Annotated in this window: 17 protein-coding genes; 15 read left to right on the top strand and 2 right to left on the bottom strand. The window is 59.5% G+C overall.

Annotated elements, in window-relative coordinates:
* Window positions 1-90 precede the first annotated feature (90 nt).
* Together AWR36_RS13305 and AWR36_RS13300 are read right to left on the bottom strand one after the other, a co-directional pair.
* On the bottom strand, window positions 91-393 hold the full coding sequence (locus AWR36_RS13305; RefSeq protein ID WP_067085810.1) for a hypothetical protein: 303 nt from the start codon (window positions 391-393) through the stop codon (window positions 91-93).
* A gap of 133 nt (window positions 394-526) precedes the next feature.
* The gene (locus tag AWR36_RS13300) at window positions 527-1,495 is read right to left on the bottom strand and encodes a hypothetical protein (protein WP_067085809.1); all 969 of its coding nucleotides are present in this window, start codon (window positions 1,493-1,495) and stop codon (window positions 527-529) included.
* A 481-nt stretch (window positions 1,496-1,976) separates the two neighbouring features.
* Between AWR36_RS13300 and ndhC the strand changes: the two genes are divergently transcribed.
* The 15 genes from ndhC (at window position 1,977) to AWR36_RS13225 (ending at window position 21,065) form a co-directional block, all read left to right on the top strand.
* Window positions 1,977-2,393, top strand: coding sequence for an NADH-quinone oxidoreductase subunit A (ndhC, locus tag AWR36_RS13295; protein ID WP_067085806.1), 417 nt, complete (start codon window positions 1,977-1,979; stop codon window positions 2,391-2,393).
* Between the two features lie 9 nt (window positions 2,394-2,402).
* Window positions 2,403-3,056: an NADH-quinone oxidoreductase subunit B gene (locus tag AWR36_RS13290; RefSeq protein ID WP_067085804.1), complete on the top strand. Its 654-nt coding sequence runs from the start codon at window positions 2,403-2,405 to the stop codon at window positions 3,054-3,056.
* Between the two features lie 13 nt (window positions 3,057-3,069).
* Complete coding sequence (gene nuoC / locus AWR36_RS13285) at window positions 3,070-4,875, top strand: NADH-quinone oxidoreductase subunit C/D (protein ID WP_067085801.1); 1,806 nt, start codon at window positions 3,070-3,072, stop codon at window positions 4,873-4,875.
* A 9-nt stretch (window positions 4,876-4,884) separates the two neighbouring features.
* On the top strand, window positions 4,885-5,439 hold the full coding sequence (gene nuoE / locus AWR36_RS13280; RefSeq protein WP_082679599.1) for an NADH-quinone oxidoreductase subunit NuoE: 555 nt from the start codon (window positions 4,885-4,887) through the stop codon (window positions 5,437-5,439).
* A complete protein-coding gene (gene nuoF, locus AWR36_RS13275; RefSeq protein WP_067085796.1) occupies window positions 5,417-6,691 on the top strand; it encodes an NADH-quinone oxidoreductase subunit NuoF in 1,275 nt (424 codons plus the stop codon). The genes nuoE and nuoF overlap by 23 nt, the downstream gene beginning before the upstream one ends.
* Window positions 6,692-6,735: 44 nt before the next feature.
* Complete coding sequence (gene nuoG / locus AWR36_RS13270; protein WP_067085793.1) at window positions 6,736-9,624, top strand: NADH-quinone oxidoreductase subunit NuoG; 2,889 nt, start codon at window positions 6,736-6,738, stop codon at window positions 9,622-9,624.
* On the top strand, window positions 9,621-10,577 hold the full coding sequence (gene nuoH / locus AWR36_RS13265) for an NADH-quinone oxidoreductase subunit NuoH (protein WP_067085790.1): 957 nt from the start codon (window positions 9,621-9,623) through the stop codon (window positions 10,575-10,577). Before nuoG ends, nuoH begins: the two co-directional genes overlap by 4 nt.
* Before the next feature lie 19 nt (window positions 10,578-10,596).
* Window positions 10,597-11,112 carry an NADH-quinone oxidoreductase subunit NuoI gene (gene nuoI, locus AWR36_RS13260; protein ID WP_067085788.1) on the top strand — a complete coding sequence of 172 codons (516 nt, stop codon included), beginning with the start codon at window positions 10,597-10,599 and terminating at the stop codon, window positions 11,110-11,112.
* Between the two features lie 30 nt (window positions 11,113-11,142).
* A complete protein-coding gene (gene nuoJ, locus AWR36_RS13255; protein ID WP_067085785.1) occupies window positions 11,143-11,664 on the top strand; it encodes an NADH-quinone oxidoreductase subunit J in 522 nt (173 codons plus the stop codon).
* Window positions 11,654-11,986 carry an NADH-quinone oxidoreductase subunit NuoK gene (gene nuoK / locus AWR36_RS13250; protein ID WP_067085782.1) on the top strand — a complete coding sequence of 111 codons (333 nt, stop codon included), beginning with the start codon at window positions 11,654-11,656 and terminating at the stop codon, window positions 11,984-11,986. The genes nuoJ and nuoK overlap by 11 nt, the downstream gene beginning before the upstream one ends.
* A gap of 1 nt (window position 11,987) precedes the next feature.
* Window positions 11,988-13,820 (top strand): NADH-quinone oxidoreductase subunit L, encoded by a 1,833-nt coding sequence (nuoL, locus tag AWR36_RS13245; protein WP_067085779.1) that lies wholly within the window; start codon window positions 11,988-11,990, stop codon window positions 13,818-13,820.
* Complete coding sequence (locus AWR36_RS13240; RefSeq protein ID WP_067085777.1) at window positions 13,820-15,418, top strand: complex I subunit 4 family protein; 1,599 nt, start codon at window positions 13,820-13,822, stop codon at window positions 15,416-15,418. Before nuoL ends, AWR36_RS13240 begins: the two co-directional genes overlap by 1 nt.
* On the top strand, window positions 15,415-16,941 hold the full coding sequence (locus AWR36_RS13235) for an NADH-quinone oxidoreductase subunit N (RefSeq protein WP_067085774.1): 1,527 nt from the start codon (window positions 15,415-15,417) through the stop codon (window positions 16,939-16,941). The genes AWR36_RS13240 and AWR36_RS13235 overlap by 4 nt, the downstream gene beginning before the upstream one ends.
* Window positions 16,942-17,019: 78 nt before the next feature.
* On the top strand, window positions 17,020-17,478 hold the full coding sequence (locus AWR36_RS13230; RefSeq protein ID WP_067085771.1) for a hypothetical protein: 459 nt from the start codon (window positions 17,020-17,022) through the stop codon (window positions 17,476-17,478).
* 227 nt (window positions 17,479-17,705) lie between these two features.
* A complete protein-coding gene (locus AWR36_RS13225) occupies window positions 17,706-21,065 on the top strand; it encodes a glycosyl hydrolase family 18 protein (RefSeq protein ID WP_067085768.1) in 3,360 nt (1,119 codons plus the stop codon).
* The last annotated feature ends 16 nt before the right edge of the window (window positions 21,066-21,081 follow it).

Raw genomic sequence — 21,081 nt, 5'->3', positions numbered from 1 at the left:
GCTCAGGCCCCTTTTCTTTTTCTTTTTCTTTTACCTGGGACTGAAGCAAAACCACTGCAACCGCTCTGTATGCAGATCTGACCGGGATACTTATGTTCCCCAGCCACCGAAGATCCCCACAGCCAGCTCTATCCATAGATACAGAAATACCACCACGAAAGTGGCGACCACGGGAATTCTAGATTTAGCGGTACTACGCTTCGAGATAAATGCGCACAGGCTACCCAAGCCAATGGTAAGCGCAGCCATAAGTATAAAGTCGTAGCGATCCCAATTGACTTCTGCAGTGAACTGCATGGCAATCAGCGGAATCAGCAAAATCGTTAGCGAGCCGACTAAAATCAACCAATATGGATTGAGCTGGCTCTCCGCTTTGTTGCACTTGCCACCCATCGCTTTATCTCCTGAAATTCTACGCTCAGCTCAGCGGCAGAAAATATAGTGCGAGACTCCTGTCACAGTAACGCAGCAAGTCTGGCCTTCCCGCTCATCGCTCATAAAGAACGAACGATGATCTTCACCGGTGCTATTTATAGGGCCATTCCGGGCAATCATTAACTTCATGATTCACCCCGAAGAAGCGGTCGATCCCATTTTGGTGCTCTTTCGCCATTGTACCGTCTTCGAGGCGGTTACAGGATGCCGCATGGTCACCGCTCCCCTTGAGGTAAGCGAACAGCAGCTTCCCGTAGCGAAGCAGGTACATATCCTCATAGGCCTGCTCATAGACATTGTTACGGATGATGCAGCTGCTGTTGGGTCCGCTACACCGGATAGTCCTCAGGCCCCAGACCCGAAAGAAGTTATCTTCAATACGAAACTGTACCGGAGAAGCTCCGCCTGCGAAAACGATGTCAGTCTTGGGGCCCTCTGCGTTGGCCCAAAAATAGTTCCCGCGAATAACAGCAGAACCTGACATTGGAACCTTGCCAAACTGAAAACCATCTGCATGGGACTTCGGGGTCAGGGTCAGAGAGTGCATGTAGTTATATGTGACCTCAAGGCCATCGTTATTTCCGCTAAGGACAAACAGATCCTCACAGCCGCGGGTCTCGGTGCGGTGGACAACGAAGTTCTGATAATTGATGAGCCGGAAAACCTTGGTGGGCTTTGAGCATTGCACCAGACTGTACTCGATACGGAAATCCGAGTGATCCGTGGCTTTTACCGGGTAAAATGAGTCACAACGAATGACCACGTTGCGCAAAATCACATTATCACTCTCGATGCGCAGGCAGCCCTCTACGACAACATTTTCAATGGTGGTCGGGGAGCTGATCTTCATTGGGCCGCGGTAAGCCCTGGTGGGGAATGGAGCGATGACACCAGCGCCAATAGTGACACCGGCATCTTCTGGGCGCACATGGCGATAGGGCCCGACTATAAGCGCTGGCGGCACTCGTGAAAACTCATCCCCCTCCTTCTGCGGAGTTTTTTCCGCCGCAAGTGTGAAATACGCCACCACAATCAGAACGAGCGCTACGAAGCTTCGCATACGGGACTCCCTTCCTTTTTCCTGTAGGAGTATCGAACAAAGCCCTCCCGCGTGCCTGCCCTGCCTCATGCAGAACCTAAGATCGGCGCTTAAGGCATTACGCCTGCGCGCGTTCCATGAAGGAACACCATCTATTCCGATGAGGCAGAAACCGCTGGGGTGTACGGATACACCCAATCACAACGCGTTGACTTGAGCACCCTGAGACTTTCTTACTTCGTCCATGCCTTTTGCTGATTATCGTGACGAGGACTTTTCCGCCGATCATTGGCGCCTGCACCTTATCCCTTCTATAAGTCTTGCAGTGCTCTCCCAAGGAAATTCGACTACATAAGCCAACCCATGGAGAGCGTGAATAGATACCACGCCAAAAGAATGAAAAGTGCGCGGGTATTCTCTACATTCAGCCAATCTTCGCCCGGCTCCCAGCGGCATCGAAACGAAAAAAGCCGAAAAGTGAGCGCGGGCAAGGGAGCAATCAGTGACAGAAACAGCGACTACCGGCGATATCTGGCCGCTTTTTGTCTATGCCCTGGCTGTGCTCGGCCTGATTGCACTGATGCTGGTTTTGTCACACCTGCTGGGGCAACGTCGAAGTGACCCCGCTACGCACCAGCCTTACGAGTCAGGCATCGTATCCCAGGGCAGTGCGCGGCTGCGCTTCGCCGTGAACTACTACGTTGTCGCCATCCTGTTCATCATTTTTGACCTGGAAGCGGTGTTTCTGTTCGCCTGGGCGGTGGCCTTTCGTGAGGCGGGGCTGGCTGGCTTTGTCGAGGCAGCAGTTTTTATCGCCATTCTGCTGGTGGGGCTGGTTTACCTGTGGCGCCTTGGCGCCCTCGACTGGGGCGGCCGCCAATTGAGCCTGGAACAGCGGCAACAGGAAAAGCCGCCCTGAGGAGCAAGCATGCGCTGGACACTGACCCGGGCGCAGCCGCCCGAACCGGAACTGATTGCGAGAGAAGCTGCGGCAGAGAACACGGCAGAATCCGATGTGCGACGCAATGTTCTCATGACCAAGCTCGAGGACCTGGTAGCCTGGGGGCGCGCGAATTCCCTGTGGCCATTCAACTTCGGCCTTTCCTGCTGTTACGTGGAAATGGCGACGGCTTTTACCAGCCGTCACGATCTGGCGCGCTTCGGCTCGGAAGTGATCCGGGCGACACCCCGGCAGGCCGACTTGATCGTGATCTCCGGCACGGTATTCCTGAAGATGGCCCCCGTAATCCAGCGGCTCTATGAACAGATGATGGAGCCCCGCTGGGTCATCTCCATGGGCTCCTGCGCCAATTCTGGCGGCATGTACGATATCTATAGCGTCGTGCAGGGAGTCGACCGCTTTCTACCGGTGGATGTCTATGTGCCCGGCTGCCCACCGCGACCGGAGGCATTGATGCAGGGACTCACCCTGTTGCAGAAGTCGATAGCCGAAGAGCGCCGATCGCTCAGCTGGGTTGTGGAGGATCAGGGGGTAAGACAGGTACCGCGCGTCAGCCAGCGGGATTTGCATCGGGATGAGCGCATGCGCGCGGAACAGCTGCGCACGCCGGACTCGGTATAAGCGGGGGGCCGTCATGCGCGATGTCATCGCCGAATGCCAGCCTCCACAGTCGCCCTACCGGGCGGCGGCAGAACAGTTTGTGGCTGATCTGCGCCAGCTGGCAAGTGCACCGGCCTACTGGCTGCAACCGGATTGCCTCGACTTGCCCACACTGTGGGTAGAGGCGGGGGCATTACTGCCGATATTAATCTCCCTGAAGCAGGAGATTCCCCACCCCTTTCGCATGCTCTACGACCTGAGCGCCATTGATGAACGGCTGCGAAACCATCGCGGCCGGGATCAGGACCTGCAGCCAGAGAGTGACTACACCCTCGTTTACCACCTGCTCTCCCTGGAGCGCGACCTGTTTATCCGCATCAAGGTGCCACTGGCAGAATCTGACCTGCGCGCGCCCTCCATCACCGGCATCTGGCCCAGTGCCAACTGGTATGAGCGTGAAGTCTGGGACCTGTTCGGGATTGGCTTCAGCGGGCATCCGAACCTGCGCCGCATCATGATGCCGGAAAGCTGGGAAGGGCATCCGCTGCGCAAGGACCACCACGCCCGCGCCACCGAAAAGGATCCCTTCCATCTCGATGAGGAAAAAGAACAGCGGGAACAACAGTCACTGCTGTTCAAGCCTGAAGAATGGGGCATGGCCCGCTCCAGTGCCACCAGCGATTTCATGTTCCTCAATCTGGGCCCCAATCACCCCAGTGTGCACGGAGTTTTCCGCGTGGCCCTGCAATTGGATGGCGAGCGTATTGTCGACGCGGTGCCGGATATCGGCTACCACCATCGCGGTGCGGAGAAGATGGCCGAACGACAATCCTGGCACAGCTATATTCCCTACACCGATCGGGTGGATTATCTCGGCGGGGTGATGAACAACCTGCCCTATGTACTGGCTCTGGAGCAAATGGCCGGTATTACGGTGCCACCCCGGACCCAGGTAATCCGGGTCATGTTGTGCGAGCTCTTTCGCCTGTCGAGCCACCTGGTGTTCTACGGCACTTTCGCCCAGGACGTGGGGCAGATGTCGCCTGTGTTTTACATGTTCGAGGACCGGGAGCGACTGTTCGGCATCGTCGAGGCTATTACCGGTGCCCGCATGCACCCGTCCTGGTTCCGCATTGGTGGCGTAGCCATGGACCTGCCCGACGGCTGGGAACAGAAGGTCCGTGAGTTCCTCGACTACCTGCCCCGCCGTCTGCAGGAATACGAGGGCATGGTGCTGAAGAACAGCACCGTGCAGAGGCGTACCCGCGACATCGGCGTCTACAACACCGACGAGGCTATCGAGTGGGGCATCACCGGCCCCGGGCTCCGCGCCACCGGCCTGTCGTGGGACCTGCGCAAGCGGCGGCCATACAGTGGCTACGACCAGTTCGATTTTGAAATCCCCACTGGTGTGCGTGGTGACAGTTACGATCGCTGTTGGGTACGGGCGGAAGAGATGCACCAGAGCCTGCGCATCATCCGCCAGTGCCTCGACAATATGCCGGGCGGGCCGGTGAAGGCAGAGCACCCACTCACCACACCTCCGGACCGGCCGCGCACCATGCACGATATCGAGACCCTGATTCAGCATTTCCTCAATGCCAGTTGGGGTCCGGTGATCCCCGCCGGAGAAGCGTGTGTACCGGTCGAGGCGACCAAGGGTATCAACAGTTACCAGTTGATCAGTGACGGGGATACCAGCGCTTATCGCGCGCGCATTCGCACCCCCTCATTTCCACACCTGCAGATGATTCCACTGATGTCACGGGGACTTATGGTGGCAGACCTGATCGCGATTATCGCCAGTATCGATTTCGTCATGGCTGACGTGGATCGCTAGGAGCCAGCGATGAAGGAAAGACCAGAAAAAGTGCCACAGCGAATACCCGCGCACCAGGAGGGAACAGCGCCACAGCTATCAGCAGAGGAGATGCGTGCGATCGACGAGGAACGCAGCCATTACGAAAGCGATGCGGCCGCGGGGCTGGAAGCGCTGCGTATCGTACAGCGGGAGCGCGGCTGGATCTCCGACGACAGCCTGCGCGCAGTTTCCGCCTATCTTGGCATCGCTGAGGCGGAACTGGAGGGACTGGCCACCTATTACCAGCTGTTATTCCGGCAGCCAGTGGGCCCCGAAGTGATACAGCTTTGCAAAAGTTCCAGCTGCTGGATTCTCGGCTGCGATCGCTTGCAAACCACCCTCGAAAAGGCATTGGGTATTCATCCCGGGGAAACCAGCGCTGACGGTATTTTCACTCTGTTGGAAAATCCCTGTCTCGGTGCCTGTGATCGCGCGCCGGTCCTGTTGATGAATGAGGAACTTCACTCCCACCTGACTGAGGAGAAACTGCAAGCCCTGCTGGCAGAGAAAAGACAACGGCATGCTGATCAATCCGCTGACTAAAAATATCGGCGCAGATGACACTGCACTCGACCTCGGGGCCTACCGAAATAATGATGGCTACCGCGGCTGGCTGCGCGCGCTGCGGATGTCACCGGAAAAGCTGATCGACCTCGTGCAGAAAGCCGGCCTGCGGGGCCGCGGCGGCGCGGGCTTCAATACCGGGTTCAAGTGGAGCTTTGTTCCCGGGGATCGCCAGGCCCAGCCGGTTCGCTACCTGGTCTGCAACGCGGACGAGATGGAGCCAGGCACCTTCAAGGACCGGCTGTTGATGGAGCGAGACCCGCATCTGCTGCTCGAGGGCATGATGATCGCTGCCCATGCCATCGGTGCCACCACTGCCTATATTTTCATTCGCGGCGAATATCACCGGGCGGCGAAGGTGCTGGAAAATGCCATCGGGGAGGCAGAACAGGCCGGCCTGCTCACCCCCGAAACCACAGGCTGGGAGCAGCCGCTCAGGATTTACCTGCATCGCAGCAGCGGTAACTACATCTGCGGGGAAGAGACTGCGCTGCTCAATGCACTAGAAGGCAAGCGCGCGATTCCGCGAGCCAAGCCGCCATATCCGCAGGTCAGCGGCCTGTGGGGCCGGCCGACCGTCGTCAACAATGTGGAAACCCTGTGCAACCTGCCGCACCTGGTGACTCAAGGTGCGGACTGGTATCGCCAGCTGGGGCGCGGTGAGGATGGCGGCACCAAGTTGTTTGGCGTCAGTGGCAAGGTCAACAAACCCGGACTGTGGGAACTGCCCATGGGCACGCCGGTGCGGGAGGTCATTGAAAACCATGCCGGTGGCCTGCGAGACGGCCTCACCCTGCGCGGTTTTTTGCCCGGCGGCGGTTCCACGGACTTTCTCGGCCCGCAGCACCTCGACCTGCCCCTGGATTACGACGCGGTGGGGAAGGCCGGAAGCCGCCTCGGCACCGGCACCATCACGGTACTCGATGAAGCTACCTGCCCGGTGGGCCTGGTGTTGAACCTGTCACGATTCTTTGCCCGGGAATCCTGCGGCTGGTGTACGCCCTGCCGGGATGGACTGCCCTGGGTGGTGCACATACTGCAGCGGATCGAGAACGGCGAGGGAACGATGGAAGACCTGGAACTACTGCGGGAACACACCATTCGCATGGCTCCCGGCAATACGTTCTGCGCCCTGGCCCCCGGGGCAGCCGAGCCGATCCAGAGTGCGCTGAAATTATTCGAGCAGGACTTTGTCGACCATATTCGCGGTAAAGCTTGCCCGTTTCATTAGCAGCGGGCCGTAAGGGAATTCAATCAGGACCCAATAAAAACCTAATGCCAACCATCACCGTCGACGGCGAAGACTACGAGGTAGAAGCCGGGCAGAACCTGCTCAGCATCTGCCTCAGCCGGGGCATCGACCTGCCCTACTTTTGCTGGCACCCGGCCATGGGTTCCGTCGGTGCCTGTCGCCAGTGCGCGGTGATCGAATACGAAGACGACGAGGACCAGCAGGGTCGGCTGGTCATGAGCTGCATGACCGAGGCCCGTGACGGCGCCCGTTACAGCGTGGACGCCCAAACGGCGCGCGAATTCCGCGGCGGTATCATCGAAAACCTGATGATCAACCACCCCCACGACTGCCCCGTGTGTGAAGAGGGTGGCGAGTGCCACCTGCAGGATATGACCGAAATGACCGGCCATACCCTGCGGCGCTATCGCGGCCCGAAACGGACTCATCGCAACCAGTACCTGGGCCCGTTTATCAACCACGAAATGAATCGCTGCATCGCCTGCTATCGCTGCACCCGCTTCTATCGCGACTATGCCGGCGGCACCGACCTGGAGGCCCTGGGGCGCAACAACCAGATTTACTTTGGTCGCAGGGAAGACGGTCGACTTCTCAGCGGCTTCAGCGGCAACCTGGTGGAAGTCTGCCCCACCGGCGTATTCACTGATAAAACCTTCAGCCGGCACTATGTGCGCAAGTGGGACCAGCAGATGGCGCCCTCGGTCTGTGAGCACTGCGGCGTGGGTTGCAATACCGCACCGGCGGCCCGTCAACCCGGTAGCCCCGGCGATCCCTGGTTGCGCCGGGTCACCAACCTCTACAAACGCGACATCAACGGCTATTTCCTCTGTGATCGCGGCCGCTTTGGTTACGAATATGCCAACAGCCCTGCCCGCTTAACCCAGGTAATGGAGCGGGACAATATCGAGCTGATCGGCAGCAGCTCGGGGGGCGGTGCCCTCTCACACCGCCAGATTGCACCCGCGGACGGCGTAGAGGCCTTTGCCCGTCACCTTGAGGATCACGGCACGGGCAAGCACCTGCTGCTCGGGGTTGGCTCACCGCGCAGTTCCCTGGAAAACAATTTTGCGCTGCGCACCCTGACCGGCGCCGAGCAGTTCTATGCCGGGGTCAGCGCTGTTGACCTGCAGCTATTACAGCTGGTCAACAGTATCCAGTGTGATGAACGGATACGCAGTGCCACCACACCGGAAGTCGAGCAGGCGGACGCCATCCTGATTCTCGGCGAGGATATCGACAATACCGCAGCGCGCATCGCCCTGGCGGTGCGACAGGCAGCGCAGAACCAGCGTCGCAGGCAGGCGGAAAAACTGAAAATCCCGGACTGGCAGGATGCAGCCCTGCGCCAGTTGCCCGCAGCGCCAGTGCCCATTGTGTTCGCCGGTTGCGAGATTCCGGCTCTGGCGGACTGCTGCTCCGACCACGTCATCGGCACGCCGGATGCGCTGGTAAGTTTTGGCGAGGCAGTACTCGAGGCGATTGGCGCTAGCCGTGGCGGCACAGACCAGGGCGACACACTGACGGATACAGGCGATTCGCCACTAAGCCGCGACTACCTTCAGCTTGCCCGCGATACAGCCCGTGCCCTTGTCGACGCCGAGAGGCCGCTGGTGATTAGCGGCTGCGGTGCCCAGCATCCAGGGCTGTTGCGCACTGCCGGCCTCATCGCGACGGCACTGGCTGAGGAAAGAGACGAGCCGGTCAATACATACCTGAGCTGCCCCGAGGTCAATAGTCTTGGACTCCTACAGATACTGTCCTCCGCCGATCAGCATCTGGAACGAGCCGGGTCGATCATGGCAGATGCGAGGAAGCGGGGAATCCCGGTAACACTGGTGGTGCTGGAGAATGACCTGTTCCGACGGCTGCCGCAAAACCAGGCGCAGGAAATTCTCTCCTCAGCCGATACCGTGATTGCCCTCGATCATCTGCTCAACGATACCACACGTCGCGCCCACCTCGTATTCCCAACCGCGGCGACGCCGGAATACCAGGGCACGGTAATCAACAGCAGCGGCCGGGCACAGCGGCATTACTGCGTCTACGAGGGCATTGGTTTTATACAGGAAAGCTGGCGCTGGCTGGCCGATGCCATCAGTGCCAGTAATCTGCACAGTGATACCGCCGACCTGGTTCGCAGCTGGCAGCACAGCGATGACGTCAGTGCAGCGCTGGCGGAAGCCCTGCCCGTGTTCGCCGAGATTCGAAGGCTAATGGTTTCGTTACGGGACAATTTCAACGTGGCCCGACAGAGTCACCGGGCCAGTGGCCGCACCGCCATCAGTGCAGAACGGCGAGTGGCCGAAGAGCCTCCACCCGAAGACACCGATGCGCCGCTGAGCTTTACCATGGAGGGGGTACACGACCCTGCGAAGACGACTCTGCAGGCGGTGATCCGCGCCCCGGGCTGGACCTCCAACCAGTCAATTCACAAGTACCTGCAGGGCCTCAACGGGCTGCGCGTCGAACGCGGTGCACCGACATTACTGCAGCGTCCACAGAAACCCGTGCCCCGCTGGCAGTCTGTGGAACTGCACGCGTGTGGGAATGCAACGAACGGCAGCACCACATCTGGAAGGCTATTGGCCGTGCCGCTGCACCGCCTGCTTGGCAGCGGAGAACTGAGCAGCAGCGCCGAGGGCATTGCCAGTGCGATCGAGCCCCCTTTCGCCAAACTGCACCCGACAGATGCCGCCCAGAGGGGAATTCACCATGGTGAGCAGCTGGTACTCAACCTGGGAGAGACAAGACGCCAACTGCACGCCCGGGTGGACTTTGAGATTTCCCCGGGTGTTGTCGGCTTACCCTGCGGCTTTCCGGAACTGGCTGACATCACCGTGCGGTTACCGGTGGCGGTTCATATAAAGCCGGTCACAGCCAGCGACCATACCGCGGGGGGCGATGAACCATGAGTGCGCCCCTGCTGGCACAGCTCACCACTATTTTCGGCATCCTCACTGTCGTGGTGTTACTGGCAGCGCTGCTCACCTGGGTCGAGCGCCGGCTGCTGGGCCTGTGGCAGGACAGGCCGGGACCCAACCGGGTGGGCCCTTTTGGTCTGCTGCAGGTGGTGGCGGACATGATCAAGCTTTTCTTCAAGGAGGACTTCGTTCCCCACTTTGCCGACCGCCCGGTGTTTATCCTGGCACCGACCCTGGTGATGGCCACCATGCTGCTGGGGTTCGCAGTGGTGCCGTTCGCACCCGGCATCGGCATCGTGGACCTCAATGTGGGGCTGCTTTTTGTGCTCGCCATGTCTTCCCTGGCCGTCTACAGCGTGGTGCTTGGCGCCTATGCTTCCAACAATAAATACGCACTTCTTGGCGGCCTGCGTGCCGCAGCGCAAACCGTTTCTTACGAGGTTTTCATGGGCCTCAGCCTGATGGGTGTGGTCATGCTCGCTGGCAGCTTCAATCTGCGTGAGATCGTTACCGCACAGGAAGGTGGCTGGTTTGTACTGCCACAGTTTCTCGGCTTTGTGATTTTCTTTATTGCCGGTATTGCAGAGAGCCACCGCCTTCCCTTTGACCTGCCCGAGGCAGAGCACGAACTCACCGCCGGTTTCCACACCGAATACTCCAGCATGAAATTTGGCATGTTCTTTGTCGGCGAGTACCTGTCGGTGATTCTCATATCAGCACTGATCACCACGCTGTTCCTCGGCGGCTGGCTCGGCCCCTGGCTGCCACCATTGCTCTGGTTCTGTATCAAAACAGCGCTGCTGGTTTGTGTGTTTGTACTACTGCGCGCCGCCCTGCCGCGACCGCGCTACGACCAGCTGATGCAATTTGGCTGGAAGGTAATGCTACCACTGGCGCTCGCCAACTTGCTGGTTACCGGCGGGGTCCTGCTATGGCTGCAATGAACCGGAAGGGAGTGACATCATGATCAGTCAACTGCGTAGCATGTGGCTGGTATTCCGCCATCTGTTTACCCCCCGGGTCACGGTGGAATATCCCGATGAGAAACCCTATCTGGCACCGCGCTATCGCGGCCGCATCGTACTGACCCGCGACCCAGGCGGTGAGGAACGCTGTGTGGCCTGTAACCTGTGCGCGGTGGCCTGCCCACCGGATTGCATTTCCCTGCAGAAAGCTGAAGACGAAAACGGACGCTGGTATCCGGGATATTTTCGAATCAATTTCTCCCGCTGCATTATGTGCGGCCTCTGTGAAGAGGCCTGCCCCACCTACGCCATTCAGCTCACGCCGGACTTCGAGATGTGCGAGTACGACCGGCAGAATATGGTGTATGAGAAAGAGGACCTGCTGATCAACGGGCCGGGGAAATACCACCACTACAGTTTCTATCATGTTGCGGGAAAGGCCGTCGGAGGAAAAGACAAAGGGGCGGCCGAAAACGAAGAGAGACCGGTGGATATCCGCGGGCTCAACCTGTAACCCAACCGGGCTAGCGACAAGGAAGGATCCATGTCGATATTTTTCTACCTCTGTGCGGCCATTGCGCTCCTGGCCACTGTGTGTGTCATCACCGCCCGCAACGCGGTACACGCCCTGCTGTACCTGATCGTGTCCCTGCTGGCGATTGCGGTGATCTTTTTTCTCTACGGCGCCCCGTTTGCGGCGGCGCTGGAAGTGATCGTGTATGCGGGGGCCATCATGGTGCTGATGCTGTTCGTGATCATGATGCTCAACCAGGGGGACTCGACCGTGGAGCAGGAACGCCAGTGGCTGGCGCCGTCGGACTGGATCGGTCCCGGGCTGCTTTCGGCGATCCTGCTCACACTGTTTCTGGTGTTGCTCGGCGGCAACGGTGGACAGGCCGGCGCCGTGAACTATGTGGGCGCACGACAGGTGGGTGCGGCGCTGTTCGGGCATTACCTGCTGGCGGTAGAGCTGGCCTCCATGGTGCTGCTGGCAGGTCTCGTGGGCGCATTTCATCTTGCGCGCCGCGGCCAGTCGGAGCAGGAGGGGACCGACCATGGCCATTGAAGCTGCAGGCGGCGTCCCGGACATTGCATTGCAACACGGCCTGCTGCTGGCCGCCGCGCTGTTCTGCCTGGGACTGGCCGGGCTCCTGGTACGGCGCAACATTCTCTTCATGCTTATGAGCGTAGAGATCTGCACCAATGCGGCCGCCCTCGCTTTTGTTGTAGCGGGCGCTCACTGGGGCAATGCGGACGGCCAGGTGATGTTTGTGTTTGCCATTACCCTGGCCGCAGCAGAGATCGCCATTGCGCTGGCCCTGGCGCTGCATCTCTATCGCCATCGAAGTACTGTGGATATCGATCAGCTCAGCAGGATGCGAGGCTGAAATGCACGGGCTACTGGCATTAATACCGCTATTGCCGCTCGCGGGCTTTCTCGCCCTGATATTGAGCGCCCTGTTTTCCCGCCGTGAGGCTGCCGAGGGGCTGGTGGCCTGGATCGCTGTGGGTGCCGTGGGTTTGGCGGCGCTGACCAGTGCCACTTTGTTTTTCGGCCACTTTCTCGGAAGCCCCGGTACCGAGCAAAGCCTGGACCTGGGCGCCTGGATTAATGCTGGTGCGCTGCAGCTGGACTTTGGCCTGTCTGCCGACTGGCTGACGGTGGTGATGCTACTGGTGATTTCCGGCGTCGGCTTTCTGATCCACCTCTATTCCGTCGGCTATATGCGCGGTGATGGGGATTTTCGCCGTTATTTTGCCTACCTCAACCTGTTCGTGGCGGCCATGCTGGTACTGGTTCTGGCGGATAACCTGGTGCTGCTCTATCTCGGCTGGGAGGGGGTGGGCCTGTGCAGCTACCTGTTGATTGGCTTCTGGTATCGCAACCGGGAGAACGGCCGCGCGGCGATCAAGGCGTTTCTGGTTACCCGTATCGGCGACACGGCGCTCGCCATCGGCCTTTTCCTGTTGTTCCGGGAATACGGCACCCTGCAAATCGGCGAGCTGCTGGATGCCGTTACCGCCGCGCCGCGGGAACCCGTGGTGACCCTGGCAGCACTACTGCTGCTCGGTGGCGCCGTGGGCAAATCCGCCCAGCTGCCACTGCAAACCTGGTTGCCCGATGCCATGGCCGGCCCGACTCCGGTGAGTGCCCTGATTCATGCCGCCACCATGGTCACCGCCGGTGTGTACCTGATTGCCAGACTGCACCCGCTGTTTGCCCTTTCCGATCTGGCCATGACGGTGGTGGCGACGATTGGCGCCCTCACCCTGTTGCTTGCCGGTTGCAGCGCGCTGGCCCAGACCGATATCAAGCGCGTACTGGCCTACTCCACCATCAGCCAGCTCGGTTATATGTTCCTCGCACTGGGTGTCGGCGCCTGGTCCGCAGCAGTCTTTCACCTGATGACGCATGCATTTTTCAAGGCGCTGCTTTTTCTGGCTGCCGGATCGGTGATCCTCAGTCTTCACCACGAACAGGCGCTGGCAAAAATGGGCGGGCTCTACCGCAGGATGCCTTTCACATTTGCAGTCTTCGCCGTCGGTAGTGCCTGCCTGGCCGCACTGCCGCTCACTTCCGGTTTTTACAGTAAGGAAGCCATTTTGGCGGGGGCCTGGGAGGCTCGCCATGGCTTTAGCCTGTTCTGGCTCGCGGGAATCCTGGGTGCGTTTATTACCGGTGCCTATACGGCGCGCCTGCTGTTGAAAGTCTTTTTCGGTGCCGAGGGAAGTGCCAGTAGCCACTGTGCCGATGCCAATACACAGGTCATGCGCCTGCCGTTACTTCTGCTCGCGCTACTGGCACTGGCGGGCGGACTGCTGGCTCCACCGCTTCAGGAAGTTTTTGCCAGTGGTGGCTTGCCGCATCCACCGCTGTGGACAATCATCATAGCGGTCGTGGCGCCGGTACTCGGCGCCCTGCTCGCATGGCTTCATTTCCGCCGCCCCAGCCATCAACTCTCGGAGTCGGTGCTCGCACATTTCTGGCGCCAGGGTTGGGGGTTCGACAGTATTTATCAGTGGTTGCTGGTACGCCCCTTTCGCTGGCTCGCGCACCTGAACCGCAATGACATTGTCGACGGACTGTACAACCTGGTCGCCGGTCTCAGCCGGCAGCTGCACGGACTACTCAGTATTTCCCAGAACGGGCAGTTGCGTTGGTATCTCGCCACCATCGCCGGCGGGCTCGTGCTCTTTCTTGTGCTGGTGGTGATCCTGTGATGCTTGCACTGCTGATTGCGCTGATGGCGACCGGTGGATGTTTTGCACCGCTGGTGGAAAAGGCGAGACCGGGTGGTGGACGCTGGCTCACACTGGCGATACTGCTGGCGGCCTGCGCTCTGCTGCTTGGAGAGGTGGCAGCCTTTTCGCCGACTCGGGGCACCCAGCCCCTAGACTCGCTGGCAGCACCGGACTGGTGGCAGCAGGTATCGCTGCCGTGGATTCCCCGTTTCGGTATCCGCTTCAGCCTGGCACTGGACGGGCTCAGCTTTGCCCTCCTGTTACTGACGCTGGCAATGGGACTTTTTGCACTATTGGCCACCTGGAGCCAGGTGAAGTATCGCTGCGGATTCTTCTACGCCAATTACCTGTGGGTGCTTGCGGGAATCGTCGGTGTCTTTACCGCCGTGGACCTGTTCCTGTTTTTCTTCTTCTGGGAAGTGATGCTGATTCCCATGCTGCTGCTCATCGCAATCTGGGGGTATGAGGCACGCACTGCTGCGGCGATCAAATTCTTCATATTCACCCAGGCCAGCAGCTTGTTGATGCTGGTGGCCATTATCGCACTCGTATTTATTCACTATCGTGCGACTGGTGAGGTCACCTTCGCCTATGAAGCCCTGCTGTCCTCCCAACGTTCGCCGGAGGCCGCTTACTGGCTGATGCTCGGTTTCTTTGTCGCCTTCGCCGTAAAGCTGCCTTCGATCCCGTTCCACACCTGGCTGCCGGATGCCCACACCCAGGCGCCCACCGCCGGCAGTATTCTGCTGGCCGCGATTCTGCTGAAGACCGGCGCCTATGGGTTGATCCGTTTCGTCCTGCCGCTGTTTCCGGAGGCGTCGCAAACCTTTGCACCGGTGGCCATGGCCCTCGGTGCTATCAGTGTCGTTTACGGCGCTGTGCTCGCCTTCGCCCAGAGCGATATGAAACGGCTGGTAGCTTATTCCAGTGTGAGTCATATGGGGTTTGTCTTGCTGGGCATCTACGCCTTCAATGTGGTGGCTTTCCAGGGCGCCCTGGTGCAATTGTTCGCCCATGGCCTGAGCACAGCCGCTCTCTTCGCCCTGGTCGGCAGGCTGCAGCATCAACTACACACCCGCGATATGGGCCACATGGGCGGACTCTGGTCGACGCTGCCGCGACTGTCGGCTTTCGTGCTCTTTTTCGCCGTCGCATCGCTGGGGCTACCGGGTCTCGGCAACTTTGTAGCGGAATTCCTCGTACTGCTGGGCGCTTTCGGCCGCAGTGCCCCACTGGCGGTGTTCGCGGCGCTGGGGATGATCGGGGCCGCGATCTACGCGCTGGTAATGGTGCAGCGGTCGCTGTTTGGTCCACCCTCTGCGCAAGTTTCCAGCACTCCAGACGCGGGTGCCTTACCTCAAGGGCTTACAGACCTCTCTGTTCGTGAATGGCTGGCCCTGCTGGCGCTGGCACTGACACTGGTGTTTATCGGCCTGCGCCCCCAGCCCCTGATGGACAGCGTAGCCCCCGCCATCGAGAAAGCACTGGCAGGTGAGCAGGCGGTTACCAGCAAGCCCGTCGCCCGATCTGTTCCGACCACCCAGGAAATGACAATCAATACCGGAGGCAGACCATGACGGCGATGGAACTCTACGCGATACTGCCGCTGCTGGTCCTGACCGCGGGCATCGTGTTGCTGATGCTGCAGGTGGCATTCTTCCGCAGCCACAACGCCGCAATGATGACCACGGTCACTGTGCTTGTTACCGCCATTCTTGCCTGCCTTGTGGTAACCGGTGAACTTCGTGACACCGTTTCCTCGCTGCCCGCCACGACGATGCTGCTGATAGATCAACAGGCGCTGTTTATCTGCGTGCTGCTGTTGTTGGCGGCAATGGCAGTAGCCGTCCTGGGCCACAGCTACCTGCGCGCCCGGCAGGTCGTGCCCTCGGCGACGGATCACCCGGAGGCATTCTATATCCTGCTGCTGCTGTGCCTGCTGGGAGCCTGCACACTGGTGTGCGCCAGTCACTTCGCCATTTTTTTCCTGGCACTGGAATTGATCAGTCTCGCCCTTTACCCGCTACTCGCCTTCCCCCTGACAGGAAGGGCCTTCCAGAACGACGAGCGCGGCCTGGCGATGGAATCTGCGATCAAGTACCTGCTGCTCTCCGCCATTGCCAGTGCCCTGGGGCTATTTGGTATCGCACTGGTGTACGGCGCCACCGGGGCACTGGAATTCTCTGCGGTCGCTGCGGCCATGAGCGGACAGAATGTCTCTGCCGGCCTGATGCAGTCCGGCCTCGCCCTGGTACTGGCCGCTATGGCGTTCAAGCTCTCCCTGGTCCCGTTCCATCTCTGGACACCGGATGTCTATCAGGGCGCTCCGACGCCGGTAACCGCGCTGATCGCCACCGTGAGCAAAGCTGCCGCCGTGGCAATATTGCTGCGGCTGATGTCGGTTTCAGGCTGGTCCGAGGCGTCGATCATCGGCTCGCTCCTCACCTTGATGGCGATTGCCAGTATCGTGGGGGGCAACCTGCTGGCATTGCTGCAACGCGATATCAAGCGGCTGCTGGCTTACTCTTCCATCGCCCATATCGGCTATTTAACGGTCGCCTTTCTGATCAACGAACAGACCCTCGGTGGAGAGGCGGCCCTCTACTTCCTGGTAGCTTATGTCGTCACCACCCTGGGCGCCTTTGCCGTGATCAGCCTGGTGGCCGACAACGCCCTCAGCAACGGCAGCACTGATCCCGGAGAGGCATTGGCCCCCTTTCATATTGACTATTACACGGGGTTATTCTGGCGTTCGCCGTTGCTGGGAACTTGCCTGGCAGCGATGTTGCTGTCATTGGCGGGTATTCCATTGACTATCGGCTTTATCGGCAAGTTTTATATTTTTGCGGCTGGAGTCGAGGGCGAGCTGTGGCTGGTCCTCGGTGCGGTGATCGTGGGCAGTGCTCTGGGGCTTTTTTACTATCTGCGCCTGCTGCTCACATTGTTCCAGCGCGCCCCCATGCCGTCAGTGGCGGGCAGCAGTGTTTTGGCGATCCCGGTGACGGGGCAGCTGTTGCTGGTGTTGCTTTCCCTGACCCTGCTAACCCTGGGGGTTTTCCCTCAGCCCTTGATCAATTGGCTACATGCACTATACACATAGCGAGGGTATGATGATTTTCAGGACAGAAAACACCCACTTTCACGCCGCAAAAAACCACAACTATTCAAAGGCCTGCCGATGAAGACGTTTAAACAGGCGTATGAAGTACTCAAGGACGCCGAAAAATTTCACCGGGAAATCGCCGATTTTTACCGCGATTTGATGGATGAATCCGAAGATAACCGCACTCAACTCCTGCTCAAGCACATGATCGAGCATGAGGAGCGCATGGCGAAAAATCTTGCCAACTACGGCGAGGTGGCTCAGCACAAGGTGATGAAGACCTGGCTGCAGTACACCCATGAGGAGTCCGTGAAGGACTTTATTCAGGAGCTGGAGCTGAGCGACCCACCCACCATCAAGGAAATTAACACCATGCAGCGGGCCGTCGACCGCTACTTTTCCGACCTGTACCAGGCGGTTTACGGCGCCATTGAGTCTGCCGAGGTGAAGGAGGTCTTCGACGATCTCAAGCAGATTCAGGACAAAGAGCGTATTACGCTTTCCATGGCCACCAACTCACTGTGGGACATGTAGCAGAAACGTTCGACGTTCCAATACCCGCCCCTCGATACGCCGCCACCCCACCAATGGCGGCGCAAGCCTCCTTGATACCCAATTTGTGAACTCAGCACGTTGAATTCCTGTCCTTGACGCTGCTATTTTGACAGCGGTGTCATTTTGGCGTCAGGCGACAGAGGCACCGGTAGTTCGTCCGAGCAGTCGCCTGTGGCAATAACAATAAACAAAGCAAGGTGAAAATAATGAACAAGCTATTCGCGCTCGGCGGTCTCGCTGCGGCGATGCTCGGTACTGCCAATGTCCAGGCGGTGGATTGCTCCGCTCTGCCACTCTGGGATTCTGCCACCGCCTACGTCGGCGGCGATCAGGTTCAGCACAATGACAGTGGCTACGAGGCCAAGTGGTGGACCCGCAACCAGGATCCGGAGCAGTACTCCGGCGAATACCAGGAGTGGCTCCTCCTGGGTGCCTGCGACGGCGTCACCGACCAGCCTCCAACGGGAACCATCACCTCCCCCGCCGCCGGCACGTCCTTCAATGAAAATGACAGCGTTATCATCGCCGTCTCTGCCGATGATGATCAGCAGGTGGCAGAGGTGGAATTTTTTGTTGATGGGGTCTCCATAGCCATCGACAACACGGCCCCCTACACCGCCGAATGGACCGCAGTTGCCGGCGCCCCGGTGCTGAATGCAGTGATAGAAGACAGTGCCGGGCAACAGACACTGACGAATGATGTCGTGATCGATGTGATCGCAGCCGGTCCGCAACCGCCACAGGTCGGTCTCGACAGCCCCACCGACGGAGCCAGTTTCACCATTGGCGACACCGTCAGCCTCGAGGCCACCGCCAGCGATGCAGATGGCAGCGTCACCGCCGTGGAATTTTTTGTCGACGGTACCAGTGTGGGCAGTGACAGCACAGCGCCATACGGTCTCGACTGGACTGCCGTTGAGGGCAACCACAGTGTCTACGCGGTGGCCTTCGACAACGATGGCCAGTCGACCTCGTCTGCCAGCGCCGACTTTTCTGTCACCGCTGCCGACAGCCCGCCCTCGGTATCCCTGGATAGCCCGGCGGATGGCAGCACTTTCGAGTCCGGCGAAGTGGTGTCACTGACTGCAACCGCCAGTGATAACGAGGGCCCGATTGCCCGTGTAGAGTTCTTCGTCGACGGGACAGAAGTGGGCGAAGACGCGAGCGCCCCATTTGCTGTCACCTGGAATGCTGCGAGCGGGGCACAGTCCATTTACGCACGGGCTTTCGACAGCGCCGGACAGTGGACAGACTCCTCCACCATCACGATTTCTGTAAACGGTACCCCGGTGGTTACCGACCATCCCTGCCGCCCGGACGGGCTCTATACCACTCCCGGCACCAGTCCCGATTACTGTGACATTTACACGGCTTCCGGGCACGAAAAGATGGGCAGTGACCACCCGCGGCGAATCATCGGTTACTTCACCAGCTGGCGTAACGGTGCCAACGGCCAGCCCAGTTACCTGGTCAACGATATCCCCTGGGACAAGATTACCCACATCAACTATGCCTTTGCGCATATCGATGACAACAATCATGTCTCGGTGGGTGACACCAATAACCCCGACAACCCCGCTACCGGCATGACCTGGCCCGCAGTGCCCGGAGCAGAAATGGATGCAGAATTTGGCTATCAGGGCCACTTCAACCTGCTGAGCAAGTTCAAGAAACAGCATCCCCAGGTAAAGACGCTGGTGTCCGTCGGCGGCTGGGCCGAGACCGGCGGTTACTTCAATGAGTTCGGCGACCGCGTCGATAACGGTGGCTTCTACACCATGACCACCAATGCCGACGGCAGCATCAATCACGCCGGTATAGAAACCTTTGCCGACTCAGCTGTGGCGTTTATCCGCCAGTACGGCTTCGACGGCGTCGACATTGATTACGAGTATCCCACCTCGATGAGCGATGCCGGCAACCCACTGGATTTTGGCATCGCCAACCCGATGCGTGCCTACCTGATGAACTCCTACGTGGAGCTGATGCGTGTACTGCGGCAAAAACTGGATGCGGCAGGCGAGCAGGACGGCACCCACTATCTGCTCACCATCGCCTCCCCTTCCTCGGGTTACTTGCTGCGTGGCATGGAAACCATGCAGATCACCCAGTACCTGGATTACGTCAACATCATGACGTATGACCTGCACGGGGCCTGGAACGAATACGTGGGCCACAACTCAGCCCTGTTCGATAACGGCAATGATCCGGAACTGGCTGCCGCCAGTGTTTACAGCACTTCCCAGTATGGTGGTATCGGCTACCTCAATATCGACTGGGCGGTGAAATACTTTCGCGGTTCCATGCCGGCAGGCCGAATCAATATTGGCATTCCGTATTACACCCGGGGTTGGCAGGGCGTAACGGGCGGCACCAACGGCCTGGGTGGCACTGCCGCATTACCTGACCAGACCCAATGCCCGGAGGGCACCGGAGGCGCAGCAGATTGTGGTTACGGTGCAACCGGCATCGACAATCTCTGGCACGACAAAAACAGCAACGGTGAGGAGATGGGAGCCGGCTCCAATCCCATGTGGCATGCCAAGAACCTCGAAAACGGCATCGCCGGTACCTACCTGGACGATTACGGACTCGATCCCGCCGGCAACCCGGACCACGCGCTGCAGGGCACTTACGCCCGCAATTACGACAGCGTCTCCGAGGCCCCCTGGCTCTGGAATGCCAGCAAGAGCGTTTTCATCTCCACAGAGGACGAGGAGTCCATGGCGGCCAAAGTGCAGTACGTGATTGACCAGGGTGTGGGCGGCATCATGTTCTGGGAGCTGGCCGGTGACTATGACTGGGACGCCGCGAACGGTGAATACTTTATGGGGCACACGCTCACCACACTCGCCTACGACCGCTTCGCCACCGCCAGTCCATATCGAGAATTGCGCAGTGACCGTACCCTGCCCGCAGAAGCACTGGATATCGGCATGGAGGTCACAGGCTTCAAGCTCGGGGACCAGAACTACCCCCTCAATCCGCAACTGGTGATCACCAATCATACCGGCGGTGAACTGCCGGGCGGTACTGTGTTCGAGTTCGACATGCCCACCTCTACCTCCAATATCATCACCGACCAGAGCGGTGCCGGGCTGGAAGTGATCGAGGACGGCGCCAATACCGGCGGCGGTAATGTGGGCGGGCTGGAAAATGAATTCCACCGCGTACGCTTCGCCCTGCCCAGCTGGCAGAGCCTGGCCGATGGCGAGAGCTGGGAAATGACCCTGAATTACTACCTGCCGGTTTCAGGCCCCCAGGCCTATCGCGCCATCATCAACGGAACCTCATACGCGCTCGCTTTTGAGCACCCGGAGTTGCCGCTGGCCACCATTGCCTCTGGAGACACTGGCGGGGACGGTGGTAGCGGAGGGGAGAGCTGCGCCGACGCAGGCGTGGATACCAGTGGCCTTGTGACCTATCCGGACTGGCCCGCCGGCGATCACGCCAATGGTGGTGATCGGATCATTCATGACGGCGATGTCTGGGAAGCCAAGTGGTGGACCAACTCGGTACCGGGAACTGCCGACGGTAGTTGGCAGTTTGTCTGCACCGTGAACTGACGCCGGCCTTCTGCTG

The sequence above is a fragment of the Microbulbifer flavimaris genome, from assembly GCF_001641755.2.
GTDB lineage: Bacteria > Pseudomonadota > Gammaproteobacteria > Pseudomonadales > Cellvibrionaceae > Microbulbifer > Microbulbifer flavimaris.
This window is presented reverse-complemented; position numbering and strand designations above follow the sequence as displayed.